Origin of the sequence: Variovorax jilinensis (genome assembly GCF_030316885.1) — a bacterium.
In the GTDB taxonomy this organism is placed as follows: Bacteria; Pseudomonadota; Gammaproteobacteria; order Burkholderiales; family Burkholderiaceae_C; genus Variovorax; species Variovorax jilinensis.
Window position 1 is genome coordinate 1,404,135 of record NZ_JASZYQ010000001.1, and the last position, 17,450, is coordinate 1,421,584.

Genomic DNA, 17,450 nt, shown 5'->3' on the forward strand with positions numbered 1-17,450 from the left:
GATGCGGCGCGCGCCAGGCCGGCTGCTGCGCAAAGCTGCCGTCTCCCTTCGTTCGCGATCGCGCTACATTGCAGATCACCATGTGCAGCCACTACCAGGCCGAGAAGCGGCGCAAGCAGATCGAGCGGCGCTTCGGCATCCGCCTTCCGCCCGATTGGGAGCCGCCGCCGGGCGGCCTGCACGTCTATCCGACGCAGCTGGCGCCGTTCATCCGCCGACCGCCCGAGCGCGAATCGGGCGACGAGGCGGTGCCGCCGTTCGAGGTAGTCGAGGGCCGCTTCGGCCTGCTGCCGGGCTTTGCGAAGGACCTGAAGTTCGGCCTGCGCACCTACAACGCGCGCGTCGAGACGGTGGACCAGCTCGCGAGCTTCAAGCACGCCTGGGCCCGGGCCCGGCACTGCATCGTGCCGTGCGAGGCGATCTACGAGCCCGACTGGCGTTCCGGCTCGCACGTGCCGACCCGCTTCACCGCCGCGAACGACGACATGCTGGGCGTGGCCGGCCTGTGGGCGCCCTGGAAGGACCCGGCCACCGGTGCATGGGTGAACAGCTTCACGATGCTGACGATCAATGCCGACGACCATCCGCTGTTCCGGCACATGCACAGGCCGGACGCCAGCCGTGCGGCCGATCAGCAGGACAAGCGCATGGTCGTGATCCTGCCCGAGGCCCGGTACGAGGAATGGCTGGACGCGCCGGTGCAGCAGGCGATGAGCTTCATGAACCAGTTCCCGGCCGACCGGCTCGCGATGGTGGCCGAGCCCCTGCCTCCAAAGCCGCCGAAGGCCGCGCGCCAGGCCGTCGCATCGCCTGCCACGGCGCCGCCGGAGCAGCCCGGCCTGTTCTGAAGCAGCAGGGCGCCTGGCGCCCCGTCAACCGGCCACTTGGCGTATGGGAAAGCCTCCGGCCGTTCGGCAGAATGCTGCGATGGAATCACTGGACGGCCTCGACGACGAGGAACTCGCTTCGTCGGCCTACGTGTGGCGCATGCGTGCGCGGCAGGGTGACCGACAGGCCAACGAGATCGCGCAGGCGATGGAGGCGGAGCTGCGGCGACGGCTGGGATCGACGCCCTCGATGAGCGGACCGCTCGAACTCTTGCCCCAGGTCAAGCCCAAGGCACCCTGGTGGCGCTTCTGGTAGGGGCGCGACCGTCTGCGCGGGCTAACATCCGCGCATGCCCGAACTCACCCTGGAATCCGCCTTCGTCGTCGCGATCGTCTTCGCAGCCATCATGACCGTGGGTTTTGCATGGCGCGAGCGGCGCTGGGGCCCGGCGCTCATGATGGTCGGCATCGTGGGGTTCCTGGCCATCATCGCCTACGGCATCGTGCCTCGATTCTGAGCGCCCCGGTTCATTCGACGACCAGGCCCTCGAGCGCCGGGTCGGAGGGCGGCACCGCGAGCTTCATGTCCTTCAGGGTCTTCACGAGCAGCTTCGCGATCATGAGGTTGCGGTGCAGCTTGCTGTCGGCGGGCACCACGTACCACGGCGCCTCGTCGGTCGAGGTCGCGGCCAACGCCTTCTCGTAGGCCTGCTGGTAGGCGTCCCACTTCCTGCGCACCGCGAGGTCGTCCATCGAGAACTTCCAGTGCTTGTCGGGTTCGTCGATGCGCGCCTGCAGGCGCTCGCGCTGCTCGTCCTTGCTGATGTGCAGCATGCACTTCACGATCACGGTGCCGGTCTGCGTCAGCAGGCGCTCGAAGTCGTTGATCTGCGCATAGCGCTCGCGCGTCTTTTCCTTGTCGATCCAGCCTTCGACGACGGGCACCAGCACGTCCTCGTAGTGGCTTCGGTTCCAGACCGTGATCTCGCCGTTGCGCGGCACCACGGCATGGCAGCGCCAGAGGTAGTCGCGCGCGAGTTCTTCCGCGCTCGGCGCCTTGAAGGCCGTCACCTTGACGCCGAGCGGCGAGGTGCGCGAGAAGACCCAGCGGACGGTGCCGTCCTTGCCGCTGGTGTCCAGACCCTGCAGCACCAGCAGCAGCTTGCGCCGGCCTTCGGCGTGCAGCAGGTTCTGCAGCCGGTCGAGCTCGATCGCGAGCGTGTCGAGCTCCTGGCGCTGTGCTGCCTCGGAGCCCTCGAGGAATGGCTTGGCACCGGGGTCGATGCGGGACAGCTTGAACTTGCTGTCGACGCGGTAGGTCTTGAAGCTGGCCATGGGCGAGAGGTCTCCTTGCTCAAAGCTCGAGGGTACGCGTTTGGCCCGGCGCGCGTGTCAGGCGTCGTCGGGATCGTGCGTGGCGCTCCAGCGGTTGTCCCAGTCGGCATGGCGGGCGCCGTCGAGATCGCGCCGGTCGCGCTTGGTGGGCCGGCCCTGCACGATGCTGAGCGCCGGCTCGCTGCCGACCCGGCGCTGCTCGCGCGCGGCCGCGAGCGCGGCAAGGCTCTCGGGCGTTTCCTCGTAGAGCTGTTGCGCCACCGGCGCCGGCCCGCGCTGGCCGCTGATGCCGCGCACCCGCACCTCGCGCGAAAGGCCGCCGGCCAGCCGCAGCGTGACGGTGTCGCCGGCCTTGACCTCCCGCGAGGCCTTGGCGACGTCGCCGTTGACCTGCACGCGGTTCTTGCCGATCTCCTCCGCAGCCAGCGATCGCGTCTTGAAGAAGCGCGCGGCCCAGAGCCATTTGTCGATGCGAAGGCGGTCCATGTTTCAGCGATTGTCGCGCGCCAATGGCAGGCGCACGACGGCGTCCAGGCCGACCGTCCGTCCGCCGGATTCCCGGTTGTCGAGTGCGATGCTGCCGCCGAGCGCCAGCACGATCTCGCGGCAGATCGCAAGACCGAGGCCGGAGCCCTTGGCCACGTCGCCGGCAGCGAAGGGCGCGAACAGCCGCTCGCGCAGCTCGCCGGGGATTCCCAGGCCCTGGTCGGCGACGCGCAGCACCGCGGCATCGCCGTCGAGCCGGACCTCGATCACCAGCGTCGCGCCGGGCGGGCTGTGCTTGATCGCGTTGTGCAGCAGGTTGCGCGCGAGTTCCTGCAGCATCCAGCGATGGGCCCGCACGGGCACCGGCACGCCGGCTTCGCGCAGCTCGAAGTCGAGCGCCTTGTCCGCCACCAGCGGCGACAGGTCGAGCGCCACCGCGCGCACTGCCTCGGCGAGGTCGAGCCTGGCCGACTCGGGCTGCTGGCGCAGCTGCTCGACCTTGGCCAGCGACAGCATCTGGTTGGCCAGGGCCGTGGCGCGGTCCACGGTCTCGTTGATCTCGCCGAACGCCTGGGCCGGCGGCACGTCACCGCGGCGCGCCGACTGCACCTGCGCCTTGAGCACGGCGAGCGGGGTGCGTAGCTGGTGGGCGCTGTCGCGCACGAAGCGCTTCTGGTGGTCCAGCAGATGCCTGAGCCGGCCCATGACCTGCGTGGTGGCATCGATCAGGGGACGCAGCTCGCGCGGCGCATCGGGTGCGTCGATGGGCGACAGGTCGTCGTCGGCGCGCGCCTGGATCGCCTCGCCGAGCGCGCGCACCGGTCGCGTGGCGAACTGCACGACCACGATCGTGATCGCTGCGATCACGGCCATCAGCACCAGCTGGCGCCACAGCGTGTCGATCAGGAGCTTGCGCGCAAGGGTCTCGCGCAGCTCGAGCGTCTCGGCCACCTGCACCACCGCCATGCCGCGGCCGCGTGCGCTGGCCACCGGCTGCAGCAGCACGGCCACGCGCACCGGCATGCCGCGGAACTCGGCGTCGTAGAAGTCGACCAATGCCGCGTACGGCGGGCGGTCCGGCAGCCGGCCGCGCCAGAACGGCAGCTCGGCGAAGCCCGACACCATCTCGCCGTCGAGCGACGAGACACGGTAGTACATGCGGCTCTGGTTGTCGGCCTCGAAGGCCTCGAGCGCGGAGTAGGGCACGATCGCGTGCAGCGAGGCCCCGTCGTCGTAGCCGTCGACGTCGAGCTGCTCGCCGATGGTCTTGGCCGAGGCCAGCAGGGTGCGGTCGTAGGCGGTGGTGGCGGCCGCCAGGCTCTGGCGGTACAGGCTCACGCTGTTGACCACGACGAACAGCGCCACCGGCAGCAGGATGCCCAGCAGCAGCCGGGCGCGCAGCGAGGTGGCGCGCATCAGCCCTCTTCGCGCAGCAGGTAGCCGAGGCCGCGCAGCGTCATCAGCGTGGCGCCGGTGGCGGCCAGCTTCTTGCGCAAGCGATAGACCACGACCTCGACCGCCTCGTACTGCACCTCCGATTCGCCCGGAAAGACGAGCTCGAACAGCCGCTCCTTGCCGACCGCATGGCCCGGCTTGACCATCAGGGCCTTGAGCAGCGCGAGCTCGCGCGGCGTGAGTTCGAGCACCTCGGCGCGGTGGTAGATGGCGCCGCTGTCGGGGTCGTAGCGCAGGCCGCCGACCTCGGGCAGGCGCGGCGCGCCCTCGTTGGTGCCGGCACTCTGGTGGCGACGGTTCAGGGCGCGGATGCGGGCTTCGAGCTCGTCGAGGTCGAAGGGCTTCGGCAGGTAGTCGTCGGCACCGGCGTTGAGGCCGACGATGCGGTCGCCGACCGTGCCGCGCGCGGTCAGCAAGAGCACCGGCGTGCGCAGGCCGGCGGCGCGCGCCTGCGCCAGCACCTGCAGGCCGTCGAGGCCCGGCAGGCTGAGGTCGAGTGCCACCACGTCGGGCTCCAGCGCCTGCCACTGGGCGAGTGCGAGCGCGCCGTCGCCGCACAGGCGCACGTCGATCTGGCGCCGGCCGAGGCTGCGCTGCAGGGTGGTCTGCATCGACGGGTCGTCTTCGATCAACAGCAACTTCATGCCGGGAATTTTCGGTGTTTACCCCAGTGCCGCGGACAGCCAACTGACAGCGGGGCGGCGCATCATAGCGGCGTCAGCTTCCTCTCAGCTTTTCCGTTTCAAGGAGACATGCATGCGTCGCGATACCTTTCTGAAGTCCCTGGCCGCACTGGCCGCCACCGGCGCCCTGCCCCTGTCGGCCTGGGCCGCTCCCAACATCAAGATGATGATCCCCGCCAATCCGGGCGGCGGCTGGGACACCACGGGGCGCGCGCTGGGCAAGGCGATGACCGATGCGAAGCTGGCCGACACCGTCACCTATGACAACAAGGGCGGCGCTGCCGGTGCGCTCGGCCTGGCCCAGTTCGTGAACGGCTCCAAGGGCGACCCGAACGCGATGATGATCATGGGCGCGGTCATGCTGGGCGGCATCATCACGGGCAAGCCGCCCGTGAGCCTGTCGCAGGCAACGCCGATCGCACGCCTCACGAGCGAATACAACGTCTTCGTGCTGCCGTCGAATTCGCCGCTCAAGTCGATGAAGGACGTGGTCGAGCAGCTCAAGAAGGATCCGGGCAGCGTCAAGTGGGGCGGCGGCTCGCGCGGTTCGACCGAGCACATCGCGGCGGCCATGATCGCGCAGAAGGTCGGTGTCGATCCGTCCAAGATCAACTACGTCGCCTTCCGCGGCGGCGGCGAGGCGACGGCCGCCATCCTGGGCGGCAACGTCACGGTCGGCGGCAGCGGCTTCAGCGAGTTCGCCGAATACATCAATGCCGGCAAGATGAAGGCGATCGCGGTCACCTCGGCGCAGCGCCTGCCCGGCAGCAGCGTGCCGACGCTCAAGGAGCAGGGCATCGATGTCGAGATCGGCAACTGGCGCGGCGTCTACGGCGCCCCCGGCATCACGGCCGAACAGCGCAAGGCGCTGACCGACCTGGTGCTGGCCGCGCTCAAGACGCCTTACTGGGCCGAGGCCCTGAAGAAGAACGACTGGACGCCCGCGGTGCTGTCCGGCGAGGCCTTCGCCAAGTTCGTGGACGACGAGTTCGCGAGCCTGCGCGCGACGATGGTCAAGTCCGGCATGGTCTGAGGAACCGGCTCCGCGCTTCCCCGCTTCGTGGGGGTCGATGCCCTCCGAGGTGGAAGCAGCAGACCGCCCCGCCGTGCGAAGCGCGGACTCCGCCGCGCTGGCGGCCCGGCGCCAAACCGGTTCCCACCGGGCCGGCCGGTGCGAAATCATTCACTGTCTGCGAGGTCAGAACAATGTCGAACAACGACCCACTGTCCATCGAGCCGCCTGCGATCTGGCCCCAGACGCTGGTCGGCGTCGGCGTGCTGGTCACCGGCCTGGCACTGGCCTTCGGTGCCATCGGCATCTCTTCGGAGGCCGGCTACGGTGGCGTAGGCCCCAACTTCCTGCCCTGGCTGGTCTCGATCGCGCTGACCGTCTGCGGTGCCTGGATCGTCTGGGAGTCACGCACCGGCGGCTTTCGCGAGATGGACACGCCCACCGGTGCCCCGAAGGCCTACTGGGCCGGCTTCGTCTGGGTGTCGGCGGGGTTGCTGCTGAACGCGGCACTGATCACCACGATCGGATTCATCCTGAGCTGCACGCTGTGCTACGTGCTGGCGGTGCAGGGCCTGCGCCGCGCGAGCGGGCAGGGCGGCGTCAACTCGCCGCGCACGTGGCTGGTCGACCTGCTCACCGGTGCGCTGATCGCGGCGCCGGTGTTCTGGATGTTCACGAAATTCCTGGCCATCAACCTTCCGGGCCTGACGAGCACGGGCTGGATCTGACATGGAAATCTTCAATGCCCTGATGCACGGTTTCGCGCTGGCGATCACGCCCGCGAACCTTCTCTGGTGCCTGGTCGGCTGCGCGCTCGGAACGGCGGTCGGCGTGCTGCCGGGCATCGGCCCGGCGGTGGCGGTCGCGATGCTGCTGCCGATCACCGGCAAGGTCGATGTCACGGCCTCGATGATCTTCTTCTCCGGCATCTACTACGGCGCCATGTACGGCGGCTCGACCACTTCGATCCTGCTCAACACGCCCGGCGAAACCGCCAGCATGGTGACCGCGATGGAGGGCAACAAGATGGCCAAGAGCGGGCGCGCGGGCGCAGCGCTGGCCACCGCGGCAATCGGCTCCTTCGTGGCCGGCACCATCGCCACCGTGATCGTCACGCTGTTCGCGCCCTTCGTGGCCGACTTCGCGGTCAAGCTCGGACCGCCCGAGTATTTCCTCCTGATGCTGCTGGCCTTCACCACGGTGAGCGCGGTGCTGGGCAAGAGCACGCTGCGCGGCATGACGGCGCTGTTCATCGGCCTCGCGGCAGGCTGCATCGGGCTCGACCAGATCTCGGGCCAGGGCCGCTACACCGGCGGCATTCCCGAACTGCTCGACGGCATCGAGATCGTGCTGGTGGCGGTGGGCCTGTTCGCCGTGGCCGAGGTTCTCTATGCCGTGCTGTACGAGGGCAAGGTGGTCGAGGGCCAGAACAAGCTGAGCCGCGTCCACATGAGCGCGCGCGACTGGAAGCGATCGATCCCGGCCTGGCTGCGCGGCACCGCGATCGGCACGCCCTTCGGCTGCATCCCGGCCGGCGGCACCGAGATCCCGACCTTCCTGAGCTACGCGACCGAGAAGAAGCTCGCCAAGGACGCTGACGCCAGGGCCGAGTTCGGCACCAAGGGTGCGATCGAGGGCGTGGCCGGCCCCGAGGCCGCCAACAACGCCACCGTGACCGCGGCGCTGATTCCGCTGCTCACGCTCGGCATCCCGACCTCGAACACCACCGCGATCCTGCTCGGCGCCTTCCAGAACTACGGCATCCAGCCCGGTCCGCAGCTGTTCACCACTTCGGCTGCGCTGGTGTGGGCACTGATCGCCTCGCTCTACATCGGCAACGTGATGCTGCTGGTGCTGAACCTGCCGATGGTCGGGCTGTGGGTCAAGCTGCTCAAGATCCCGAAGCCGCAGCTCTATGCGGGCATCCTCATCTTCGCGACCGTGGGTGCCTACGGCATGCGCCAGAGCGCCTTCGACCTGGTGCTGCTCTACGCCATCGGCGTGCTCGGCGTGATCATGCGGCGCTACGACTTCCCGACCGCGCCGGTGGTGGTGGGCATGATCCTCGGGCCGCTGGCCGAAGCCCAGCTCCGCAACGCGATGTCGATCGGCGAAGGCAGCCCGGCCGTCTTCTTCCAGCGCCCGATGTCGATCGCGCTGGTGGTCATCATCGTGGCCGTGATGGTGCTGCCGCGCGTCGCCAAGCGAATCAGCGAGAGGCGGGCGGCCGCGGCCGCCTGATCGCGGCTGCGGCTGCGCTGCGGCGGCTCGCCGGCGCCGCCCTCGTCAGTTGGCGCTCGATCCGGTGCCGTACTGTGCGCTGGTCGTCACGCGCGTGCTGCCGCTCTTCACGCGTTGCACCTCGGCCATGTACTGCGGACCGTTGCGCAGGTTCTGGTAGGTGGCGACCTGCTTGCGGTAGGCGGCGCTGGTCGGATCGAAATCGTCACGGTTCGCGACCTGGCTCAGGCCGGAGCGGATCCACAGATTGCGGTCGGCCGCGACCTCGGCGCGGCTCGCGGCGCCCACGCCGGCATCGGCCGGGCCGACGCGAAGCTCGGCCGGAGCGCTCGCCATGCTGCGGCTCGCCATGTAGTCGGATGCGACGGCCGAGCGGCTGGTCATGCTCGTCGTGGCGGCGATCGGCGCGCCCACCCATTGTTCGGCCGGCACGGTCTGCGCGAAGCTTGCGGCGCTCGCCAGCGCCAATGCGGAAACAGCGAGAACTTGTCTTGCATTCATGATGAAATCTCCTCTGGCTGTGGATGCGAGGCCGCGGACATCGCGGTCTTCACAGGGCTCGACTGTGACGGTCCATCGCCTTCGACGCTGTGCGTTTACGCACGGCTTTCCGCGATTCGTCGTCACTGCCTCGGGAGGTCGTCATGGCGCCCCAGCGCTCCAGCCTCGGCCTGCAACAGGTCGCGCTGCTGCAGGGCCTTTCGGTCGAACGGCTCGACCGCCTCGCACAGCGCTGCCGATGGAAGAGCGTGCCTGCAGGCACGCCCGTGCTGCTGCGATCGGAGCGCAACAGCGACATCTACTTCCTGGTCTCGGGCTCGCTGCGCGTGACCTCATACTCGCCCAATGGACGCCAGGTCACGTTTCGCGATACGCAGGAAGGAGAACACTTCGGCGAACTGTCGGCCATCGACGGTCATCCGCGCTCGGCCGACGTGGTCACGCTCACGCCCACGCTGGTCGCCAGCCTGGACCGCGAAGCCTTTCTCGAACTGCTGCGCGACGAGCCCGCGGTCGCCGGCCGCGTGATGCGCCACCTCGTGGCGATGGTGCGTCAGCTGTCCGAGCGTGTGATCGACCTCAGCACGCTCGGCGTGCAGAACCGCGTGCATGCCGAGCTGTTGAGGCTGGCCCGGGTCGCCGGAATTGCCGACAACCGCGCGCGGCTCGATCCGCCGCCGACCCATGTCGAGCTGGCCAGCCGCGTGAGCACCAACCGCGAGCAGGTCACGCGGGAACTCAATGCGATGCGTCGCGACGGCCTGCTGGCCAAGGAGGGCAAGGCGCTCGTGGTGGCCGACGTCGAGCGGCTGGCGGCGCTGGTGGCCGAGGTGCGCGGCTTCTCCTAGGCGCGCCAGCCCGGCAGCTTCCACCCGGTGCGTATGGCGAGCATGCGCAACAGCACCGTGGTTCCGGCGCCGAGGGTCAGGACCAGCCAGTCCGGTGCCTGCAACGCTTCCGAGACGACGATCACCCAGGCGCCGACGAAGGCACAGATGGCGTAGGGCTGGTGGTCGCTGAAGGCGCGCGGGATCTCGTTGCAGACGATGTCGCGCAGCACGCCGCCGAAGGCCGCGGTCATCATGCCCATCACCACCGCGACGATCGCCGGCATCGAGGCGTCGAGCGCGATCTGCGTGCCCGTGGCCGTGAACAGCCCGAGTCCGAGCGCGTCGGGCCATTGCATCGCGCGTTCGGTGGGCGCGAAATGCTGGGCGCGCAGGAAGGCCATCGCGCAGGCGCACACCGCCAGCAGCAGCCACAGCCAGTTCGAATGCTCGACCCAGAAGAAGGGGCGGCGGTCGAGCAGCACGTCGCGCAGGGTGCCGCCGCCGAACGCCGTCAGCCCCGCGACCATCACCACGCCGATGGCATCGAGCCGCTTGCGCGCCGCCTCGAGCAGCCCCGACATGGCGAACGCCACGGTGGCCGCGATCTCGATCACGATCTGGGCGTTCGAGAGCGAAAGGACGGTGGAGAGCGGCAGGTTGGGCATGGGCAGGGCGGATCAGTTGTGATGCATGTGGCCGTGCGATTCTGGCGCAGCCGCGGCGGCCGCTCCTGCGGGTGCCCCGACGGCCAGATCGACCTGCAGCGCGCTCTTGGCACCCCTGGCGTCCTCGAAGCGCAGCGTGAGCGGAATGGTCGAGCCCTTGGCGATCGGCTGCTTGAGTTCCATCAGCATCACGTGCAGACCGCCCGGCTTGAGCTCCACCGTCTGCCGCGGCGGCAGCGCGAGGCCGTCCTTGAGCTCGCGCATCCGCATGATGTCGCCTTCCATCTTCATCTCGTGCACCTCGGCGATGCCGGCGGCCGGCGTCGAGGCGCCGACCAGGCGCGCGCCGGCCGGTGCGGTGAGCTTCATGAAGGCGCCGGTGCCGCTCTGCCCAGGCACGGTCTGGCGGACCCACGCATCGCGCACGTCGACCGCGGCCACGCCGGGCGCCAGCACGTCGAGGCGGGCCGCGGGCAGCGCCTGCTTCTCGCTCGATCCGGCGACCGGCAGCTGGGCCCAGTCGGCGCTGCCGACGTCGCAGCTCTGCAGCACCTTGAAGTAGAGCGCACCCGGCTTGTCGGTGAGCTTGCCGCGCACGACGAACTCGGCGCGCTCGCTGCCGGGCAGCGCGGCCTGCGGACCTTCGGCCTGCCAGCTGACCTCGCGCGGGGTCGACGCGAGCTTCCACCCGGCGCGCGGCTGCGCCTGCAGCAGCGTGAAGCCTTCGGGCAGCTGCACCCGGATGCCCGTGGTGGACTTGGCATCGGCGCAGGCATGGCCGACGCGGAAGGCGGCGTCGTAGTCGCTGCCGGCCGCGGCACCGCCGGGCGGCAGCGTGACGTGGGCCATGGCGGCCGTGCTGCAGAGCGCGGCGCAGGCGGCGAGGGTGCGGAGGGTGAAGGGGGTGTTCATTGAAAGGCTCCTCTTTAGTCAGTTGAGGACAGGGCAGGAACTGCTTCGCAATTCTTGGTCTGTCCCGCAGGGTCTCAGGTCGGTCCGAAAGGTCTCAGTAATCCCACCTCAGCTCGGCCGTGTAGGTGCGCTGCGGATAGGGGTGGAAATTCCAGTACTGGTAGTTGTTGGCGTTGTCGATGCCGAAGGCCGCCGACCATTGCCGGTCGATCTGGAAGCGCGCCCGCAGGTCGACCGTGAAGTACTTGCTGGCACCGAAGTAGGCGAAGCCGTTGACGTCGCTATTGTCGAGCGTCGAGTATTGCCGGCCGCTGTAGCGGGCCGCCGCGGTCAAAGCCCAGCGTGCATCGGGTCGCCAGGTGGCGTAGACCGTCGATCGCCATTGCGGCACGCGCGGCTGCCATTTGCCGATGCTTGGCGGGTTGAGCGGATTGGCGACGATCTTCGAATCGGCGAAGGTCAGGCTGGCACCGAGGTCCAGGCCCCGGATCCAGACGTCCTGTCCGGTGTAGGCCAGCTCGACGCCGGTGGTGCGCACCTTCCTGATGTTCTGCACGCGCGAGATGCTGGTGTTGGGGATCAGCTGGCTGTAGAGCGCGTCGTCCGTGTCTTCGTGGAACAGCGTGGCGCGCGCGATGCCGTTGCCGAGGTCCTTCTCGGCCGTGAGCTCGCTGGTCCAGGATTTCTCGGGCCTGAGCCATGGGTCGTTGATGAACGACAGCGCGCCGCCCGTGGTCGCGCCGTAGAGTTCGCCCACCGTGGGATAGCGCACCGCGCGGCCCAGCGAGGCCTTGAGCACCGTGTCGTCGGTCCATTGCCAGGCCAGCGCGGCTTTCGGAGACACGTCGGACTCGCCGCGCGTGGCATATGGCAGGTAGCTCGATGCGGTCGCCGTGAAGCCGTTGCTCGCCTGCCAGTCTTCCCAGCGCAGCCCCAGCACGGCCTTCCAGCGCGGCGCGAAGGACCAGCTGTCCTGCACCCAGGCCGCGACCGTCTCGGTGTTGCCGCCGACGTTGCTCACCAGCGTGGCCGGAGGGCCGTCCTGCCAGCTGCCGATCGCATTGCGCTTGAGGATGCCGAGCTGATAGGCGTCGCGTGCAACGCCGAAATCGACGATGTGCGCGCCGCCCACGCCCTGGGGCCGCCAGGTGCCCTTGGCCGCGAGCGTGTTCCATCCGGTGCTGCCGCCCTGGTCCTGCACGGTGCCGGCGCCGCCGAACTGCGCCAGCGGCATGGCCACCGTGGGCGCGCGCTGGCGGTCCCTCGCGTAGTCGTAGAGGCTCGCGGCGACTTCCCAGTCCCATTCGCCGCGCGTGTTGCTCTTGACCGAGAGGCCGTGCATGTAGTGCGTCTGATCGTCGTCGGTGAGCGGGAAGGCGGTCGGCGCCAGCGTGTAGCTGCGCCCGAGGATGTTGACCGGTCCGCTGTAGACCGGCTGTCCTGCGGCGTTCCGCAGGTAGCTCTCGGGTCGGCCTTCGGAGCTGTTCTGCCACCAGCCGAGCGTATAGGTCGCGGTCACGCTGGTCGAGAAGTCGTAGGCCAGCTTGAGCTTCGCGTGGTCCTGGACCGTGTGGTACTGGGTGCCGCTTCCGAGGATGTACCACGGCGTGTTCGTCGTGTTGAGCCCCGGCACGAAGCCCGCCACGGGCGTGCCGGCGCGGCCCGGCGTGCCCGAGGCCACGGTGGCGGTGGTGAACGTCAGCGGCTGGCCCTGGCTGTCGCCGCGGCTCACGTCGATGAACCACGACCAGTCGCCGCTGCGGCTGCCGAGCGAGGCACTGGTCTGCCAGCTGTTGAAGGTGTGATTGGCGCCGTAGAGGTCGTTGGGCTGCGACTGGTAGCCCATCTTGACGTGCGCCTCCAGCTGGGAGGGCTTGCGCGTCACGTAGTCGACCACTGCGCCCGCCGAGTTGCCCGGATAGGCGGCCGAGAACGGGCCGTACATGACGTCGACGCGCTCGATCTCCTCGGGCGTGACGAGGCCCCAGCGCGGCGCGTAGTTGCTGCCGTTGGCGATGCCGTTGCCGAGGTAGTTCGACAGCAGGATGCCGTCGGCATACACCGCGGAGCGCGCACTGTTGCCGGTGCCCGATGCCCGGGTCGAGAGGATTGCGTGGTTGTAGTCGCCCACGTAGCGCTTGCGCACCAGCAGGCTCGGCAGGTACTTGAGCGCGTCCTCGCTGTCGGTGGCGTTGATGCGGGTCTCGATCTCCTCGCGCGTCACGCCCTCGATGGTGGTCGGGATCTGGGTCGGCAGCGAGGTCGGTTGGCCGCCGGTCACGGTGACGACGCCGAGCGAGCGCGTCCGCTCGGGTGCCGCGTCGGCCGGGCGCTCGGCCGGCGCCTGCTGGGCCAGGGCGGGCCCGGCCCACCACGGGAAGGCTGCGCTCATGGCGAGCGACAGCAGTGTCTTGTTCATCGGGAAGTACTCCCCGGCGGCCATTCGCGGGCGCCGGTGCTCGGGCTGGAAAGCGCAGCGAAGCACCCGTCGGGTGCCCGTGCATCAGGTCTGGCTCAGGCTCGGGAGAGTGGGGGGCCGCGCGCCGGCAGCGGCGCCGCGGTGGCGGCCGCGATGCGCGCGGCGGGAATCGATTGAACCGCATGGCCCAGCGGCAGCAGCCGGGGCAGCTGCGCGAGCGGCAGCGCCGGCGGCGGGGCACCGGTCGGCAGGCAGAGAGGACAGTCGAGATGGCCGGCGGCGGGCGCCTGCGCGCCGTCGTCGGTCATCACCAGCAGCATCGCGCTGCCGGAGGCCGAGCACACGATGTCCATCGTCCTCGGCTGCACCAGGGGCGATGCCACCGCGACGCCGAGCGACAGCGCGAACCACGCCAGCACGAGGCTGGCGAGCAGGCGGGCGCGGCGGAGTGCGGGCATGGGGCGGGATTATGAGGCCTGGCCCGGGGCGCACTGCGGCGCACGGGCACTGGCGGGCTTCAGCGGGGATTCAGCGCGGCGCCTGTTCGGTCGGCACCACGGTGGTCGAACGCCGCGAGCGCACTGTCTCGGTGGCGCCCGGCACCGGCGCGCCCTCGGGCTTGACGACCGTGGCGCGCCGGTCGGGCGTGCGCGTGGTCACGGTGCCGGGGGCGCTGCCGCGAGCCCGGTCGAGCGCGGCGCCCGCATTGCGCACGCAGGCATCGCGTTGGGGCGCGGGCAGCTGGCCGCCGTTGCACCGTGCGACTTCCTGGTCGAAGCGCGCCTGCGCCTCTGCCAGGTCGGTGGCGTTCTGGGCCTGGGAAGCCACTGCGGCAAGCAGCAGGGCGCCGTGAAGCGCAAGGCGGGAAGCGGTTCGGATCATGGTCGTGTGGCTCCGTCGGGGGACGGCGCCTAGTCTATCCGGGCTGTTCGGTGGCAGGCGTCCCGTGCGAAGGCGGCTCGTGCGAAGGCGGCTCGTGCGCGGCCTCGGCCGGCTGGCCACGCAGTCGCCGCACCGTGCGCCGGATCCAGCCCTCCACGTCGTCGACGTAGGTGAACACCGCCGGCACCACGAGCAGGCTCAGCACGGTCGAGGTGATCAGCCCGCCGATCACGGCCATCGCCATCGGCGAGCGGAAGCTCGAGTCGGCGGCGCCGAGCCCGATCGCGATCGGCATCATGCCGGCGCCCATCGCGAGCGTGGTCATGATGATCGGCCGCGCCCGCTTGTGGCAGGCATCGCGCAGCGCATCCCAGCGCGAGAGGCCGTGCTCGCGGCGCGCGACGATCGCGTATTCCACCAGCAGGATCGAGTTCTTGGTCGCGATGCCCATCAGCATGATGAGCCCGATCAGCGAGGGCATCGAGAGCGCCTTCTGGCCGATCAGGAGGCCGACGAAGGCGCCGCCGAGCGCGAGCGGCAGCGCGCACAGGATGGTGATGGGATGCAGGAAGTCCTTGAACAGCAGCACCAGCACGATGTAGATGCACAGCACGCCGGTCAGCATCGCGAGGCCGAAGCTCGCGAACAGCTCGGTCATGACCTCGGCATCGCCGACCTCGGCCACCCGCACGCCGGGCGGCAGGCCGCGGATCGAGGGCAGGTTCATGGCCGCGTCCTTGGCATCGCCCAGGCCCACGCCCGACAGCTCGATCTCGAAGTTGACGTTGCGCGAGCGGTCGTAGCGGTCGATGACGGCCGGGCCACCCTCGACCGTGAGCGCCGCCACCTGGCCCAGCATCACCGGCCCGCGGGCGCCGGGCACCGAGAGCCGCTCCAGCAGCGCGAGGTTCTGCCGCGCCGAATCTTCCAGCTTGACCACGATCGGCACCTGGCGCTGCGCGAGGTTCAGCTTGGGCAGGTTCTGGTCGTAGTCGCCGAGCGTGGCGACCCGCAGCGTCTCGGCGATCGCGGAGCTGGTCACGCCCAGGTCGGCGGCACGCGCGAAGTCGGGCCGCACCGCGATCTCGGGCCGGATCAGGCTGGCGGTCGAGGTGATGTTGCCGAGACCGGGAATCGTGCGCAGGTCGCGTTCGACCGCGCGCGCCGCGGTGGTCAGCGCGGCCGGGTCGTCGCCGCTCAGCGCCAGGATGTATTTCTCGCCCGAGCCGCCGAGGCCCACCGTGCTGCGCACGCCGGGCAGCGACTCGAGCGCGGCACGGACCTGGTTCTCGATCACCTGCTTGCGCGGCCGGTCGCCGCGCGGATCGAGCTGGATCGTGAGCGTGGCCTTGCGCGTCTCCGGCGTGCCGAAGTTCGCGAACGGATCGCCGCCCGCGTTGCCGCCGCCGATGGTGGTGTAGACGCTGCGCACGTGGTCGATCTGCATCACGCGGCGGCGCGTTTCCTCGGCCGCCGCGGTGGTCTGGGCCAGCGTGGCGCCCGGCGCGAGCGACAGGTAGACCTGCGTCTGCGAGTTGTCGTCGGGCGGGATGAAGCCGGTCTTGAGCAGCGGGATCATCGCCACCGAGCCGAAGAAGAAGAGGGTGGCCATCACCATGGTCGTGAAGCGGTGCCTCATGCACCACTCGGCTATGCGCATGTAGATCGCGAGCCAGCGCGGCTCCTTCTCGGCGCCGACGATGGGCTTCAGGATGTAGGCCGCCATCATCGGCGTCAGCACCCGCGCCACCACCAGCGAGGCGAAGACCGCAAGCGAGGCGGTCCAGCCGAACTGCTTGAAGAACTTGCCGGCCACGCCGCTCATGAAGGCGGTCGGCAGGAACACCGCGATCAGCGTGAAGGTGGTGGCGATCACCGCCAGGCCGATCTCGTCGGCCGCCTCCATCGCCGCCTGGTAGGGCGACTTGCCCATGCGCAAATGGCGAACGATGTTCTCGACCTCCACGATCGCGTCGTCGACCAGGATGCCGACCACCAGCGACAGCGCCAGCAGCGAGATCACGTTGACCGAGAAGCCCAGCAGGTACATGCCCGCGAAGGCCGGGATCACCGACATCGGCAGCGCCACCGCGGAGATGAAGGTGGCGCGCCAGTCGCGCAGGAACAGCCAGACCACGATCACGGCCAGGATCGCGCCTTCGTAGAGCAGATGCAGCGAGCCTTCGTATTCCTCTTCCACCGGGGCCACGAAGTTGAAGGCCTCGGTGAGCTGGATGTCGGGCCGCTGCACGCGCATCTCGGCCAGCGCCTTCTGGATCGCGGCACCGACCTCGACCTCGCTGGCGCCGCGGCTGCGCGCGACCTCGAAGCCGACCACGGGCTTGCCGTCGAGCAGGGCCGAGGCGCGCGGCTCGGCGATGGTGTCGCGGATGCGCGCCACCTCGTCGAGCCGGATGCGGCGGCCGTCGCCGAGCACGATCTGCATCGCGTCGAGCTGGTCGGCCGACTGCACCGTCGCCAGCGTGCGCACCGGTTGCTCGCTGCCGCCGACATCGGTGCGGCCGCCCGCGCTTTCGGTCTGCACCAGCCGCAACTGGCGCGAGATGTCGGCCGCGGTGGCGCCGAGCGCCTGCAGCTTGGCCGGATCGAGATCCACGTGCACCTGGCGCGTGACGCCGCCGACGCGGTTCACGGCGCCGACGCCGGGCAGCGCGAGAAGCTTCTTGCTGACGTCGTTGTCGACGAACCAGGACAGCGCCTCGTCGTCCATCCTCGAGGATGCGATCGTGAACGCCAGCACCGGCTGGGCTGCGAAGTCGAGCTTGGTGACCACCGGGTCGCGCACGTCGGCCGGCAGGTCGGCGCGCACGCGCTGCACGGCCGAGCGCACGTCGTCGACCGCTTCCTGCACCGGCTTCTCGAGCCGGAACTCGATGATCAGCGTGGCGGCGCCGTCCTGCACCTTGGTCGTGATGTGCTTGAGGCCCTGGATGGTGGCGATCGAGTTCTCGAGCTTGCGCGCGACGTCGTTCTCGAGCTGCGAGGGCGCGGCGCCCGGCAAGGATGCCGTGACCGTGACCGTGGGCAGGTCGATGTCGGGAAAGTTCTGCACCTTCATCGCGTTGAACGACAGCAGCCCCGCAAACGTGAGCAGCACGAACAGCATCACTGCGGGAATCGGGTTGCGGATGGACCAGGCCGAGACGTTCATGCGCGTGCTCCCTTCGGCGTTGCCAGGCGG

At 69.7% G+C, this 17,450-nt stretch carries 18 protein-coding genes; 7 read left to right on the forward strand and 11 right to left on the reverse strand.

The window, feature by feature from the left end:
- Positions 1 to 80: 80 nt before the first annotated feature.
- The 3 genes from QTH87_RS06780 (at position 81) to QTH87_RS06790 (ending at position 1,345) form a co-directional block, all read left to right on the forward strand.
- On the forward strand, positions 81 to 848 hold the full coding sequence (locus QTH87_RS06780; RefSeq protein ID WP_286607893.1) for an SOS response-associated peptidase: 768 nt from the start codon (positions 81 to 83) through the stop codon (positions 846 to 848).
- 79 nt (positions 849 to 927) lie between these two features.
- Positions 928 to 1,143, forward strand: coding sequence for a hypothetical protein (locus QTH87_RS06785; RefSeq protein ID WP_286607894.1), 216 nt, complete (start codon positions 928 to 930; stop codon positions 1,141 to 1,143).
- A gap of 34 nt (positions 1,144 to 1,177) precedes the next feature.
- Complete coding sequence (locus tag QTH87_RS06790; protein WP_286607896.1) at positions 1,178 to 1,345, forward strand: hypothetical protein; 168 nt, start codon at positions 1,178 to 1,180, stop codon at positions 1,343 to 1,345.
- A gap of 10 nt (positions 1,346 to 1,355) precedes the next feature.
- Here QTH87_RS06790 and QTH87_RS06795 read toward each other — a convergent pair whose 3' ends face one another.
- From QTH87_RS06795 to QTH87_RS06810, 4 genes are read right to left on the reverse strand one after another with little or no spacing between them, the layout of a single operon-like run.
- On the reverse strand, positions 1,356 to 2,162 hold the full coding sequence (locus QTH87_RS06795) for a PPK2 family polyphosphate kinase (RefSeq protein WP_286607897.1): 807 nt from the start codon (positions 2,160 to 2,162) through the stop codon (positions 1,356 to 1,358).
- Positions 2,163 to 2,219: 57 nt separating this feature from the next.
- Positions 2,220 to 2,648, reverse strand: coding sequence for an RNA-binding S4 domain-containing protein (locus QTH87_RS06800; protein WP_286607898.1), 429 nt, complete (start codon positions 2,646 to 2,648; stop codon positions 2,220 to 2,222).
- Positions 2,649 to 2,651: 3 nt separating this feature from the next.
- Positions 2,652 to 4,067 (reverse strand): sensor histidine kinase, encoded by a 1,416-nt coding sequence (locus QTH87_RS06805; protein WP_286608053.1) that lies wholly within the window; start codon positions 4,065 to 4,067, stop codon positions 2,652 to 2,654.
- Positions 4,064 to 4,747 (reverse strand): response regulator transcription factor, encoded by a 684-nt coding sequence (locus QTH87_RS06810; RefSeq protein WP_286607900.1) that lies wholly within the window; start codon positions 4,745 to 4,747, stop codon positions 4,064 to 4,066. Before QTH87_RS06810 ends, QTH87_RS06805 begins: the two co-directional genes overlap by 4 nt.
- Positions 4,748 to 4,859: 112 nt before the next feature.
- Here QTH87_RS06810 and QTH87_RS06815 point away from each other — a divergent pair, with 112 nt between their 5' ends.
- From QTH87_RS06815 to QTH87_RS06825, 3 genes are all read left to right on the forward strand, one after another.
- On the forward strand, positions 4,860 to 5,819 hold the full coding sequence (locus QTH87_RS06815) for a tripartite tricarboxylate transporter substrate binding protein (protein ID WP_286607901.1): 960 nt from the start codon (positions 4,860 to 4,862) through the stop codon (positions 5,817 to 5,819).
- 173 nt (positions 5,820 to 5,992) lie between these two features.
- Positions 5,993 to 6,526 (forward strand): tripartite tricarboxylate transporter TctB family protein, encoded by a 534-nt coding sequence (locus QTH87_RS06820; RefSeq protein ID WP_286607903.1) that lies wholly within the window; start codon positions 5,993 to 5,995, stop codon positions 6,524 to 6,526.
- Between the two features lies 1 nt (position 6,527).
- Positions 6,528 to 8,039, forward strand: coding sequence for a tripartite tricarboxylate transporter permease (locus tag QTH87_RS06825; RefSeq protein WP_286607904.1), 1,512 nt, complete (start codon positions 6,528 to 6,530; stop codon positions 8,037 to 8,039).
- A gap of 45 nt (positions 8,040 to 8,084) precedes the next feature.
- On the opposite strand, the gene QTH87_RS06830 is transcribed toward QTH87_RS06825, so the two are convergent.
- Entirely contained in the window at positions 8,085 to 8,540 is a 456-nt protein-coding gene (locus tag QTH87_RS06830; RefSeq protein WP_286607906.1) for a hypothetical protein, read from the reverse strand.
- A 143-nt stretch (positions 8,541 to 8,683) separates the two neighbouring features.
- On the opposite strand from QTH87_RS06830, the gene QTH87_RS06835 reads away from it, so the two are divergent.
- Positions 8,684 to 9,388: a Crp/Fnr family transcriptional regulator gene (locus tag QTH87_RS06835; protein WP_286607907.1), complete on the forward strand. Its 705-nt coding sequence runs from the start codon at positions 8,684 to 8,686 to the stop codon at positions 9,386 to 9,388.
- On the opposite strand, the gene QTH87_RS06840 is transcribed toward QTH87_RS06835, so the two are convergent.
- From QTH87_RS06840 to QTH87_RS06865, 6 genes are all read right to left on the reverse strand, one after another.
- Complete coding sequence (locus tag QTH87_RS06840; RefSeq protein WP_286607910.1) at positions 9,385 to 10,035, reverse strand: trimeric intracellular cation channel family protein; 651 nt, start codon at positions 10,033 to 10,035, stop codon at positions 9,385 to 9,387. The genes QTH87_RS06835 and QTH87_RS06840 overlap by 4 nt on opposite strands.
- Before the next feature lie 12 nt (positions 10,036 to 10,047).
- Positions 10,048 to 10,947, reverse strand: coding sequence for a copper chaperone PCu(A)C domain-containing protein (locus QTH87_RS06845; RefSeq protein WP_353506141.1), 900 nt, complete (start codon positions 10,945 to 10,947; stop codon positions 10,048 to 10,050).
- Between the two features lie 94 nt (positions 10,948 to 11,041).
- The gene (locus QTH87_RS06850) at positions 11,042 to 13,366 is read right to left on the reverse strand and encodes a TonB-dependent receptor (RefSeq protein ID WP_286607912.1); all 2,325 of its coding nucleotides are present in this window, start codon (positions 13,364 to 13,366) and stop codon (positions 11,042 to 11,044) included.
- 95 nt (positions 13,367 to 13,461) lie between these two features.
- The gene (locus QTH87_RS06855; RefSeq protein WP_286607913.1) at positions 13,462 to 13,824 is read right to left on the reverse strand and encodes a DUF2946 family protein; all 363 of its coding nucleotides are present in this window, start codon (positions 13,822 to 13,824) and stop codon (positions 13,462 to 13,464) included.
- A gap of 70 nt (positions 13,825 to 13,894) precedes the next feature.
- Positions 13,895 to 14,248 (reverse strand): hypothetical protein, encoded by a 354-nt coding sequence (locus QTH87_RS06860; protein ID WP_286607914.1) that lies wholly within the window; start codon positions 14,246 to 14,248, stop codon positions 13,895 to 13,897.
- Positions 14,249 to 14,282: 34 nt separating this feature from the next.
- Positions 14,283 to 17,420: an efflux RND transporter permease subunit gene (locus tag QTH87_RS06865; RefSeq protein ID WP_286607917.1), complete on the reverse strand. Its 3,138-nt coding sequence runs from the start codon at positions 17,418 to 17,420 to the stop codon at positions 14,283 to 14,285.
- Between the last annotated feature and the right edge of the window lie 30 nt (positions 17,421 to 17,450).